13 protein-coding genes and 2 tRNA genes are annotated in these 11,085 nt (G+C 73.5%); 10 read left to right on the top strand and 5 right to left on the bottom strand.

Features of this window, described 5'->3' with window-relative positions; translation table 11 throughout:
* Nucleotides 1-10 precede the first annotated feature (10 nt).
* Nucleotides 11-1,288 (top strand): 3-phosphoshikimate 1-carboxyvinyltransferase, encoded by a 1,278-nt coding sequence (gene aroA, locus ACJOT3_RS10055; protein ID WP_406971204.1) that lies wholly within the window; start codon nucleotides 11-13, stop codon nucleotides 1,286-1,288.
* Nucleotides 1,285-2,307 carry a ribosome small subunit-dependent GTPase A gene (gene rsgA / locus ACJOT3_RS10060; RefSeq protein ID WP_406971206.1) on the top strand — a complete coding sequence of 341 codons (1,023 nt, stop codon included), beginning with the start codon at nucleotides 1,285-1,287 and terminating at the stop codon, nucleotides 2,305-2,307. The genes aroA and rsgA overlap by 4 nt, the downstream gene beginning before the upstream one ends.
* A 28-nt stretch (nucleotides 2,308-2,335) precedes the next feature.
* Here the strand turns inward: rsgA and ACJOT3_RS10065 are convergent, their stop codons facing one another.
* Nucleotides 2,336-2,671: a winged helix-turn-helix transcriptional regulator gene (locus ACJOT3_RS10065; protein ID WP_406971208.1), complete on the bottom strand. Its 336-nt coding sequence runs from the start codon at nucleotides 2,669-2,671 to the stop codon at nucleotides 2,336-2,338.
* A gap of 94 nt (nucleotides 2,672-2,765) precedes the next feature.
* Between ACJOT3_RS10065 and ACJOT3_RS10070 the strand changes: the two genes are divergently transcribed.
* Nucleotides 2,766-3,656 carry an NAD(P)-dependent oxidoreductase gene (locus ACJOT3_RS10070; protein ID WP_406971210.1) on the top strand — a complete coding sequence of 297 codons (891 nt, stop codon included), beginning with the start codon at nucleotides 2,766-2,768 and terminating at the stop codon, nucleotides 3,654-3,656.
* Between the two features lie 63 nt (nucleotides 3,657-3,719).
* On the opposite strand, the gene ACJOT3_RS10075 is transcribed toward ACJOT3_RS10070, so the two are convergent.
* Complete coding sequence (locus tag ACJOT3_RS10075) at nucleotides 3,720-3,971, bottom strand: DUF2087 domain-containing protein (RefSeq protein ID WP_406971212.1); 252 nt, start codon at nucleotides 3,969-3,971, stop codon at nucleotides 3,720-3,722.
* On the bottom strand, nucleotides 3,968-4,546 hold the full coding sequence (locus ACJOT3_RS10080; protein WP_406971214.1) for a TetR/AcrR family transcriptional regulator: 579 nt from the start codon (nucleotides 4,544-4,546) through the stop codon (nucleotides 3,968-3,970). Before ACJOT3_RS10080 ends, ACJOT3_RS10075 begins: the two co-directional genes overlap by 4 nt.
* 136 nt (nucleotides 4,547-4,682) lie before the next feature.
* Between ACJOT3_RS10080 and hisN the strand changes: the two genes are divergently transcribed.
* The 6 genes from hisN to ACJOT3_RS10110 all read left to right on the top strand — a co-directional run bounded on the left by hisN (nucleotide 4,683) and on the right by ACJOT3_RS10110 (nucleotide 9,980).
* Nucleotides 4,683-5,489, top strand: a complete 807-nt coding sequence (hisN, locus tag ACJOT3_RS10085) for a histidinol-phosphatase (RefSeq protein ID WP_406971216.1) — start codon at nucleotides 4,683-4,685, stop codon at nucleotides 5,487-5,489.
* 137 nt (nucleotides 5,490-5,626) lie between these two features.
* The gene (locus tag ACJOT3_RS10090) at nucleotides 5,627-6,148 is read left to right on the top strand and encodes a hypothetical protein (RefSeq protein WP_406971218.1); all 522 of its coding nucleotides are present in this window, start codon (nucleotides 5,627-5,629) and stop codon (nucleotides 6,146-6,148) included.
* A gap of 190 nt (nucleotides 6,149-6,338) precedes the next feature.
* On the top strand, nucleotides 6,339-7,589 hold the full coding sequence (locus ACJOT3_RS10095) for an ABC transporter permease (protein WP_406971220.1): 1,251 nt from the start codon (nucleotides 6,339-6,341) through the stop codon (nucleotides 7,587-7,589).
* A gap of 11 nt (nucleotides 7,590-7,600) precedes the next feature.
* A complete protein-coding gene (locus tag ACJOT3_RS10100; protein ID WP_406971222.1) occupies nucleotides 7,601-8,638 on the top strand; it encodes a permuted SH3 domain-containing protein in 1,038 nt (345 codons plus the stop codon).
* Complete coding sequence (locus ACJOT3_RS10105) at nucleotides 8,638-9,354, top strand: ABC transporter ATP-binding protein (protein WP_406971224.1); 717 nt, start codon at nucleotides 8,638-8,640, stop codon at nucleotides 9,352-9,354. Before ACJOT3_RS10100 ends, ACJOT3_RS10105 begins: the two co-directional genes overlap by 1 nt.
* Nucleotides 9,355-9,560: 206 nt before the next feature.
* A complete protein-coding gene (locus tag ACJOT3_RS10110) occupies nucleotides 9,561-9,980 on the top strand; it encodes an SRPBCC family protein (RefSeq protein WP_406971226.1) in 420 nt (139 codons plus the stop codon).
* 66 nt (nucleotides 9,981-10,046) lie between these two features.
* Here the strand turns inward: ACJOT3_RS10110 and ACJOT3_RS10115 are convergent.
* Nucleotides 10,047-10,120: transfer RNA gene (locus ACJOT3_RS10115), tRNA-Met, on the bottom strand.
* A 202-nt stretch (nucleotides 10,121-10,322) separates the two neighbouring features.
* Nucleotides 10,323-10,399, bottom strand: a tRNA-Met gene (locus ACJOT3_RS10120).
* A gap of 201 nt (nucleotides 10,400-10,600) precedes the next feature.
* On the opposite strand from ACJOT3_RS10120, the gene ACJOT3_RS10125 reads away from it, so the two are divergent.
* On the top strand, nucleotides 10,601-11,085 hold a 485-nt coding region (locus ACJOT3_RS10125), incomplete at its 3' end, for a type 1 glutamine amidotransferase family protein (protein WP_489685957.1).

Genomic DNA, 11,085 nt, shown 5'->3' on the forward strand with positions numbered 1-11,085 from the left:
ACCTTGGGGCATGCCTGAGCCCACCGCAGCAGCGCCCCACTGGCCCGCCCCCGTCGCGGAGAGTCCCGTCCGCGCCCGACTGTCCCTGCCCGGCTCCAAGTCGGTCACCAACCGCGCGCTGATCCTGGCCGCCCTGTCGGAGACGCCGTGCCTGGTGCGCCGCCCCCTGGTCAGCCGGGACAGCGAGCTGATGGTGGGCGCGCTGCGCGCCCTGGGCACGGTCGTGGAGGAACGCGGCGAGGACCTGTTCGTCACCCCCGGTCCGCTGCGCGGCCCCGCCGCCGTCGACGTGGGCAACGCCGGAACGGTGATGCGGTTCGTGCCGCCGGTGGCCGCGCTGGCCGCCGGGGACGTGGACTTCGACGGCGACCCGCGGGCGCGGGAGCGGCCGGTGGGCGAGCTGCTGGCGGCGCTGCGCGCCCTGGGCGCCGACATCGACGACTCCGACGGCGCCCTGCCGATGACCGTGCACGGCACCGGCCGGGTGCGCGGCGGCGACGTCGTCCTGGACGCCTCGGGCTCCTCCCAGTTCGTGTCCGCGCTGCTGCTGGCCGGCGCCCGGTTCGAGCAGGGTGTGCGGGTGCGCCACGAGGGCGCCCCGGTGCCCTCCCGGCCGCACCTGGACATGACCGTGGAGATGCTGCGCGCCGCCGGGGTGACGGTGCTGGTCGGCGACGACGTCTGGACGGTGGAGCCTGGACCGGTCAAGGCCACCGAGATCACCGTGGAGCCGGACCTGTCCAACGCCGCCCCGTTCCTGGCGGCCGCGCTGGTCACCGGTGGCGAGGTCACCGTCGAGGGCTGGCCCGAGCGCACCACCCAGCCCGGCGACCACCTGCGGTCGCTGTTCACCCGCATGGGCGGCGAGGTGTCCTGGGCCGACGGGGCGCTGACCGTGCGCGGCACCGGGCGGGTCCTGGGCCTGGAGGCCGACCTGCGCGAGGTGGGCGAGCTCACCCCCACCCTCGCCGCGGTGGCCGCCCTGGCCTCGACCCCCTCGCGCCTCACCGGCATCGCGCACCTGCGCCGCCACGAGACCGACCGCATCGCCGCGCTGGCCACCGAGATCAACCGCCTGGGCGGCAACGTCGAGGAGCTGCCCGACGGCCTGGTCATCGAGCCCCGGCCGCTGCACGGCGGTGTCTTCCACTCCTACGACGACCACCGGATGGCCACCTCCGGCGCGGTCATCGGGCTCGCGGTGCCCGGGGTGGAGGTGGAGAACATCGCCACCACCCGCAAGACCCTGCCGGACTTCCCCGGCCTGTGGACGGGGGCGCTGGCATGAGCCGCACCCGGGGCGGGGGTCGCCACCTCGACGAGGACGACATCCGGGTCCGCGCCCGGGGCGGGTCGCGGCCCCGCACCCGCACCCGGCCCAAGCACGAGAACGCGGTGGAGGGCCTGGTCACGGCGGTGGACCGGGGCCGGTACCGGTGCCTGGTCGAGGGCACCCGGGTGGTGGCGATGAAGGCCCGCGAGCTGGGCCGCGGGTCGATCGTGGTGGGCGACCGGGTGGACGTGGTCGGCGACCTGTCCGGGCTCCCGGACACCCTGGCGCGGATCGTGCGGGTCAGGGACCGCAGCTCGGTGCTGCGGCGCACCGCCGACGACACCGACCCGGTGGAGCGGATCATCGTGGCCAACGCCGACCAGCTGGCGATCGTGTGCGCCCTGGCCGACCCGGCCCCGCAGCCGCGGTTCGTGGACCGCTGCCTGGTGGCCGCCTACGACGCGGGGCTGTCCCCGCTGCTGTGCCTGACCAAGGCCGACCTCGCCGACCCCGGCGAGCTGGTCCAGGCGTACGAGCCGCTGGGCGTGCCCTACGAGGTGCTGAGCCCGGAGGGCGACCTCACCGGACTGAAAGCGCGGCTGGCGGGGCGCACCACGGTGCTGGTGGGGTCCTCGGGCGTGGGCAAGTCCACCCTGTTCAACCGGCTCATCCCGGGCACCGACCGGGCGGTGGGCCACGTCAACGCGGTCACCGGCCGGGGGCGGCACACCTCCACCTCCGCGGTGGCGCTGCCCTTCGAGGGCGGCTGGCTGATCGACACCCCGGGGGTGCGCAGCTTCGGCCTGGCGCACATCGCCCCGGAGGACATCGTCGAGGGCTTCCCGGACCTGGCCGACCTCGCCCTGGACTGCCCGGCGGGCTGCACCCACCAGGAGGACGCCGAGGACTGCGCGATCGGCGCCGCCCTGGAGCGCGGCGAGGCCGACCCGGCCCGGGTGGCGTCCCTGCGCCGCCTGCTCGCCAGCCGCGAGGGCGACACCGAGGAGGAGCGCGAGCGGGAGCGGGAGCCTTAGGGGCCTCAGGAGCCTTAGGGCGAGGGCCTCAGGGGGTGGGGACGCGGTCCACGATGTGCTCGCGGCCCCAGTCGCCCAGGGGTTCCAGGGCCTTGTTCAGGGAGGTGCCGAGCGGGGTCAGCGAGTACTCGACCCGGGGCGGGACCTCGTCGAAGTCCTCGCGGTGGACGAGCCCGTCCTGCTCCATCTCGCGCAGGTGGGCGGCGAGGACCTTCTCCGACACCCCGTCCAGGGCGCGGCGCAGTTCGCCGAACCGGTGCGGGCGCTCGTCCAGCGCCCACAGCACGAGCACCTTCCACTTGCCGCCGATCACGTCCATCGCGGCATCGGTGCCGCAGTGGTAAGCCCCCGGTCGCCGAGCCATGGCGGTCCCCCTGCCTGCACGCTCACCCGGAGGTGAGCACCCACTTCGAAGTACGTACTTGTGGGCGTTCCCGCCCGCCGCGAGCCTAGTCCACATGACAGAGAACACCGCTGACACGTCCCGTGTCGTCCTGCTCGGGCTGGGCGACATGGGCACCGCCTTCGCCCGCGCCTGGCTCGCCGCCGGGCACCCCGTCACCGTCTGGAACCGCACCGCCTCCCGCGCCGAGCCCCTGGCCGCCGAGGGCGCCGACGTGGCCGCCGACCCGGCCGCGGCGGTGGCCGCCGGACGGCTGGTCGTCACCTGCCTGCTCGACGACGCCTCCGTCGGCTCCGTCCTGGAGGGGGTGGACCTGGCGGGCAAGGACGTGGTGGACGTGACCACCTCCACCCCCGGCGAGGCGCGCGCCCGCGCGGAGTGGGCCGCCGGGCGCGGGGCCCGGTTCGTCAGCGGCGGGATCATGGCGGTCCCGCCGATGGTGGGCGTCCCGGAGTCGGGCGGGTACACGTTCTACAGCGGCTCGGCGGAGGCGTTCGCCGAGCATGAGAAGGCGCTGTCGGTCCCCACCGGCGCAAGGTTCCAGGGCGGGGACCCGGGGCTGGCGGCCCTGCTGGACGTGGCCCTGCTCAGTGCGATGGACGGCATGTTCGCCGGGTTCACCCACGCCTTCGCGCTGGCCCGGAGGTCGGAGGTGCCGCCCGCGCGGGTCGCCGAACTCCTGGAGGGATGGCTGGCGGCGATGCTGCCCGCCGCGGGCGAGTTCGCCGCCCGCCTGGAGAGCGGCGACTTCACCACCGGGGTGGTCTCGAACCTGGCCATGCAGGCCCACGGGGAGAAGACGCTGCTGCGCACCGCCGAGGAGGCGGGGGTGAGCACGGAGCTGCTGCTGCCCTACGGAGACCTGATGGTGCGGCACGTCGCCGCCGGGGGCGGGGACGAGGACGGCGCGGCCCTGGTCGACCGGCTCCTCAAGGATCCGGCCTGAGCCGGGCCCACCGGTCGCCGGTCGCCGGTCCCGGGCCGCAGATCGACGGTCACCGATCGCCGGTCACAGGTCGACGGTGCCGCCGCAGCGCCAGTAGTGGACGCGGTCGTGCTCCAGGAAGCCCTCGTCCACCAGGCCGCGGCGCAGCGCCGGTACGTCGGCGCTGAACCCGCCGATGACGTCGTTGACCTGGGCCTCGGTGTACCGGACCCCGGGTTCGAACGCGCGGGCCACACGGTCCAGCACGGCCAGGCGCTCGGGCCTGCGCACCGGGATGGCCGTGATCCGCACCTCGGCGGCGTCCTCCCCGGTCAACACCCCTCCCGGTGACCGACCAGCAGCATCCCGTGGGTCACCGTCTCGACCCGGCGCGCGGCCTCGGCGGGGTCGATGGGCTGGAGCGCGTACGACACGGTGAGCCGGACGCCGACGTCGGCGACCGCCTCGGCCAGGCCCGGGTCGAGGTCGGGGCGGTGCTCGCGCAGGGAGGCGGCGATGCGCTCGCCGAGCACCTCCAGCAGCGCCCGGGAGCGGGTGGTCAGCACCGGCAGCAGTTCGCGGTCGCCGGTGACCACCGCGTGCAGCAGCGGGTTTCCGCGGGCGATGTCCAGGATGAGGCGCGCGGTCCGGCTCACGGTGTGGGCCGGATCGCCGTGTTCGGCGGCCAGGACCCGCATCACCTCGTCGAGCAGCGCGTTGACCTCGCGCACCACAACGTCCTGGAGCAGGCCCTCCTTGCTGCCGAACACGTTGTACAGGGTCTGGCGGGACACCTGGGCCGCGGCGGCGATGTCGGCCATCCGCCGGTCGCCCCAGCCGCCGGACACGACCTCGGCGTAGGCGGCGTCCATCAACCGCTCGCGGACCGATCCGCCCTGTCTGGTCTCCATCCCCCCATGGTGACATCCGGGCGCCCGGACTCCCACCCCCGGTCCGGTGACACTGCGGCGCGCATCGCTAACACTCCGATCACGCGTGTGGGGCCCTTTGGCCATGTTCGTGCCCGGGAGGGTAGCGTTACCGCCCATGGCGTCCTTTGACGATGATCTGCGGCTGGCCCACGTGCTCGCCGACGCTGCCGACGACATCGCGCTGAAGCGTTTCCGCGCGTTGGACCTGGTGGTCGACACCAAACCCGACCTGACCCCGGTGACCGAGGCCGACCGGCTGGTCGAGGAGACGCTGCGCGGTGTGCTGTCGCGCGCCCGCCCCCGGGACGCCGTGATCGGCGAGGAGTACGGCAAGAGCGGCAACAGCAACCGCGTGTGGGTGATCGACCCCATCGACGGCACCAAGAACTACGTGCGCGGCGTCCCGGTGTGGGCGACGCTCATCGCCCTGCTGGAGGGCGACCGGCCGGTGGTCGGCGTGGTGTCCGCCCCGGCGCTGTTCCGGCGCTGGTGGGCGTCCCTGGGCGGGGGCGCCTGGCAGGGCCGGAGCCTGTCCAAGGCCTCGCGCTGCCAGGTGTCGAAGGTGTCGGAGCTGTCCGACGCCTCGCTGAGCTTCTCGTCGCTGTCCGGCTGGGAGGAGCAGGGGCGGCTGGAGTCGTTCCTGGGGCTGAGCCGGTCGGTGTGGCGGACCCGCGCCTACGGCGACTTCTGGTCGCACGTGATGGTGGCCGAGGGCGTGGTGGACATCTCGGCCGAGCCGGAGCTGTCGCTGTGGGACGCCGCGCCGCTGCCGATCATCCTGGAGGAGGCCGGCGGGCGGGCCACCAGCCTGCGCGGCGAGGGGTTCACCGACGGCGGGCCGCTGGTGTGCACCAACGGGATCCTGCACGACCGGGCGCTGACCTGGCTGAACGGGGGACCGACGCCGCTGCGCCCGGTCTGATGGAACCGGGCTGATCGACCCGGGCCGGGGGACCCGCCCCGGCGGACCCCGCCCGATCCGCGGCCGCCCCGGGTTCCGGACCCCCGCTCTTCGCGTTGTGCATCGACCACAACACGGAGAGTAGTAGCGTGGCGTCCGTGCCGACCCTCATTCCCGCGCCCCTGCGCCCGGGCGCCGCCGTGCTGCTCCTGCTCGCCGTCACCGCCTGCGGTGGCGGCCACGGGTACACACCCGACGAACTCGACGCGATGATCACCGACTCGGTGCGCGCCGGCGGCCCCGGCGCCGGGGCCGCCCCCGCCGCGGACGGTTCCGTGTTCGATCCGGACCTGCTGCTGTGCACGCCCGCCGTCGACACCGCCGGGGCCCCGGGCGGGGGCGCCTGGCGCACCGAGGCACCGCGCGCCGCCGTCGGCGAGGGGCCCGTCGAGCTGGGCCTGCTGCCGCCCGACGGCGCCGACCCGACCGCGGTGACCCTCACGGTCCGGACCCCCGCCGACGACCTCCACACCCTGGAAACGGACACCGTTCCCGGGGAGTGGACCCATGTCCGATATCCCGAAGAAGGCGGGGCCGAACTCACCCCCGGGGTGTACACCGCACTCTGGTCCGACACCACCACGGGAACCCCTCTGACCTGCGACGGCTTCGAGGTCTGACGCCCCTTCGCGGCGGCTCTCCCCGGCACGGCCGCATCCGGCCGCGAAAAAAATAAAAATCCCCCGGTGATCATGAACCGAAACCTGTCCGATCCGCGATGATCTGGGGTGAGGCCCCGCCCCCGCGGGCCCGCACGGCGCCGCCCGCGACGCGGCGCCACCCCACACACATTCACTGGGAAGGGACCGTATGCTGCGTTCCCTCGTGGCCGGGATACTGCTCGCCTTCGCCGGTTCCCGAGCCAACATCGCCAGGACGATCCTGTCCTGCGCCGGCATCGTCGTCGGTGTCGGCTCGCTGATCGCCGTGGTCACCGCGGGCGACTTCGGGCAGCGGTTCGCCACCGCCTACAGCGAGGCCAACGCCGGGCGCGCCGCGACCCTGATGGTCGGCACCTGGGAAGCCGAGGTCACGGACGTGGCCGCGTTCGAGGAGGACCTGGTCCGCGCCGGCGGCGTGGACATCTCGCTCAACAAGTGGTTGGAGAACGTCTCGATGCGGTCCGGCGACCAGTCGATCGCCGACATCGAGATCCGGGCCGTGGACGCCACCCTCGGCGACATCCGGCGGATGACCATGGTCGAGGGCCGCTGGTTCACCGAGGCCGACGCCCAGTCCCTGGCCCCGGTCCTGGTGGTCAACCAGAGCCTGGCCGCGGACATGGAGGACATCAGCCGGGTGCAGATCGGCACCGACCACTGGATGGACGTCCGCGTGGTCGGCGTCTCCTCCAGCTCGGCCCTGGACGGCGGCTGGTACACCGCCTACCTGCTGCGCTCCCCCGCCACCGAGGAGCTGATCTACGGCGAGGCCGTGGAGACCTCGGCGGACGGCGTCGCCGCCCCGGTCTCGATCAAGGATCCGGAGTACAGCGTCCGGATCGACCCCTCGGACCCGGCCGCGGACGACCCCTGGGGCGAGGTCTTCACCGGGCGGATCCTGTCGGCCTCCGAGCGCTGGGGCGGGATCAAGCAGGACTCGTTCATGGTCTACCGGTCGGACTACGCCGAAGAGGTCAACCAGATGATCGGCTACCTGTCGATCGGGCTCATCGGCATCGCCGCCATCACGCTCACCACCGGTCTGCTCGGCGTCCTCAACGTCGGCCTGGTCACCGTGCGCGAACGCAGGCGCGAGCTGGCCACCTACCGCGCCCTGGGCGCGACCCGGTTCACCCTGTTCGTCGCCGTCGTGATGGAATCCGTCGTGGTGTCGCTGGTCGCCGGGGTCATCGCCTTGCTGGGCTGCTGGGCCCTGGTCGCCACGGGCGCCGCGATCGCCCCCTCGTTCATCGAACTGCCCCCCGACGTACCCCTCACCATCCCGCCGACCGCCGTGCTGGTCGGCCTGGGCAGTGCCGCCGGCGTCGGCCTGCTCGCCGGAGTCATCCCCGCCCTGCGGGCACTGCGCTCGTCCGTCGTCGCCGGACTGCGGGAATAGGAGACACACACGTGAAGAAGTGGATCATCATCGGCGCGGCGGCGCTGCTGCTCGTGGTCGCGGTCGGCGGCGGCGGGTTCTTCCTGCTGAACCGCCTGGGCGGCGGCGGCGAGGAGTTCCCGATGGAGGGCGCCATCGACGTGGGCGGCGCCCCCTACCCCGTCGAGCTGGGCACCATCGACTCCGTCATGGTGCTGGACGCGACCGTCAAGGCCGAGCCCGGCAAGAGCGTCAAGGCCCAGAAGGGCGGCCAGGTCGTCCACCTGTGGGTGACCGACGGCGCCGAGGTGGAGGAGGGCGCGCCCATCCTCAACGTCAAGTACGTCGAGGAGCCCGACCCGACCGCCGTCGTCGGCGAGGGCGAGGACCCGCCCGCCCCGGTGACCCGCGAGGTCAGCCTGTACGCGCCGGTGAGCGGCAAGGTGACCGGCCTGGCCGACGTGCAGGTCGGCGACGTCGTGGAGCCGGGGGCCGTGGTGGCCACCGTCGCCCCGGACGTGTACCGGGCGGTGGCCACGATCCCCGCCAACGACCTGTACCGGTTCTACGAGGAGCCCAAGGACATCCTCCTGGAGATCAAGAACGGTCCGCCGCCCACCCAGTGCGACTTCCTGTCCCTGGGCTCCGCCCAGAGCGGTGGCGAGGAGCAGTCCGACACCGACGACTTCGGCTTCCCGGGCGAGGGTGGCGGCGGCGGTGGCAGCGGCGGCGAGCTGGCCTGCCGGGTCCCCTCCGACGTGCAGGTGTTCGACGGCGTCCAGGGCAAGCTGTCCATCAGCACCGGCAAGGTCGAGGACGTCGTGGTCGTGCCCGTGACGTCGGTGCGCGGCACCACCGGCAACGGCGAGGTCATCGTGGTCGCCGACGACGGCACCGAGGAGGCCCGCCCGGTGGAGCTGGGCATCTCCGACGGTTCGTTCATCGAGGTCGTCTCCGGTGTGGAGGTCGGCGAGCAGGTCATGGACCCGATCCCGCTCGACCCGCGGTTCGACGTGCCCGGCGCCGACGACGGCACCGAGGAGATGTACCTGGAAGAGGAGGGGATGTAGTGTCCACGGCTCCGTCCCCCCTGGCCCCGCAGGCGTACCCGTCCCAGGCCCCGCTGCTGCGGGTGGAGGAGCTGACCCGGCACTTCGTGGTGTCGGGGAGCCGGATCGACGTGCTGCACGACTGCACGTTCGACGTGTACCGGGGCGAGGTCGTCGCGATCATCGGCCAGTCCGGTTCGGGCAAGTCGACCCTGCTGAGCCTGCTCGGGCTGCTGGACAAGCCGAGCGGCGGCGAGTACCACTTCGACGGGGTGGCCACCAGCCGGCTGGGCGAGGGCCCGCGTTCGCGGCTGCGCGGCGAGGGCATCGGGTTCGTGTTCCAACAGTTCCACCTGCTGGAGCGGCGGACCGCGGTGGCCAACGTCGGTGTGCCGCTGGTGCTGGCGGGGATGCCCGCGCTGCGCCGCCGGGGCCGCGCCCGCGAGCTGCTGGAGGCGGTGGGGCTGGGGCACCGGCTCCACTCCAAGCCGCACCAGCTCTCCGGCGGTGAGCAGCAGCGTGTGGCGCTGGCGCGGGCGCTGAGCCGCGACCCCGCGCTGATCCTCGCCGACGAGCCCACCGGCGCCCTGGACGCCGGCAGCAGCAAGATGATCATGGACCAGCTGCTGGAGCAGGCGCGGATCCGCGACTCGGCGGTGGTCGTGGTGACCCACGACCCCAAGGTCGCCGACCGCGCCGACCGGGTGGTGGAGCTCGTGGAGGGCCGCACCCGCTGAGCGGGCCGCCCCCGCCGAGATGAGGCCCCGGGCGCCGTCGCAGCGTCCCCTCGCCCGACGGCGCCCGGACTCCCCCGGAGGTCTCACCTCCGGGGGTATTCGTTTATGTGAATGGTCGCGGGGTTGAATACCTCCGGGCGGCCGCCGTACGCTGCCGGTGAGTCCCGGGCCGGGCGCCCGCGGAGAGTCCCGTAGCCGGAGGCCCCATGACCGCGCGCATCCACCTCACGCACACGTTCGCCTCCGACCCGGAGACGGTGTTCGCCGCGCTCTCCGAGCACGAGAACCTGGGACCGCTGTTCGGGGCCCGGATCACCCGCCTGCGCGACGGGGAGGCGTCCCGCAACGGGGTCGGCTCCGCCCGCCTGCTGCGGGTGGGCCCGCTGCCGGGGTTCGTGGAGACGGTGACGGTCGCGGAGCCGCACCGGCTGATCGAGTACCGCATCACCGCGGGCGGGCCGCTGCGCCGCCACCGCGGCGTTCAGCGGCTGGAGCCCGTCGAGGGCGGCGGCACCCGCCTGGAGTACCTCATCGAGTTCGACGCCGTCCTGCCCGGGCTGGCGCCGGTCGTGGCGGTGATCCTGCGCCGCTCCATCCGCACCCACCTGCCCGCCCTGGCCCCCTGAGGCGCGGGAAGGGGCGGGAAAAGACTCGGGCCCGGAAATCCATTGGATTTCCGGGCCCGATTTCAGTAGCGGGGACAGGATTTGAACCTGCGACCTCTGGGTTATGAGCCCAGCGAGCTACCGAACTGCTCCACCCCGCGCCGTTGATCTCTACTTTAGAGGGTTTCCCCCCGGGCCGCAAATCGTTTCCCGTGAGGGAGAACGGTGAGATCGGCCCTGTTCACCCGGGTTCGGGAACCCGGGCCGGTGATGGCCGTGAAGACCGTCACCCTCCCGGACATTCCGTGAGGAATGGACCGGGAAAAGCGCCGGACCCGGGAAATTCATCCCGGGTCCGGGCCTTGGTAGCGGGGACAGGATTTGAACCTGCGACCTCTGGGTTATGAGCCCAGCGAGCTACCGAACTGCTCCACCCCGCGTCGTTGTGTCTTCAGAGTAGCGCGCCCGGGACGGGAAAGCGAATCGATACGCCGGGGCCGGGGCGGGGCCCGCGCGGACCCCGCCCCGCGGCTCACTCCGGCCAGGGGCCGGCCCGGATGACCTCCACGAAGTCGGTGCGCCGGAACGGCGATCCCCGCGATGGTCTCGGCCATGGTCTCCCCCTGTGTCGGTGCCGTGCGATGCGGGTCGTGTTCCTGGTCTTCGACGGGGTGACCATGCCGGACGTGTCCGGACCCGCGGAGGTCCTGGCCGCGGCGACCCGGCGGGGCGCCGCCTACACGCCCCTCTACGCCTCCCCCGACGGCGCGCCGGTGACGACGTCCATCGGCGCCCCGCTGCCGGTGCACGGCGCCGCCGGGGACATCGCGGGGCCGGTCGACACGGTGGTGGTGGCCAGCGGGGACGACCTCGTCGACCGGCCGATCCCGCCGGGGCTCGTGGCCGCCGCGGCGCTGCTGGACGAGGGGCGCGGGGTGGCCGAGACCGCCCGGCTGGCGGGGTTCGGCAGCGACGAGACGCTGCGCCGGGTCTTCACCGAACGCCTCGGCGTCTCCCCCGGCCGTTACCGCTCCAGGTTCGACACCACCGCCCCGCGGAGCGCGCCCTGGCGGCACAGGCCCCGGGAACGCGGACCCTGGGAACGCGAGCCTCAGGAACGCGGACG

The organism is Nocardiopsis protaetiae (assembly GCF_045446735.1).
Lineage (GTDB): Bacteria > Actinomycetota > Actinomycetes > Streptosporangiales > Streptosporangiaceae > Nocardiopsis > Nocardiopsis protaetiae.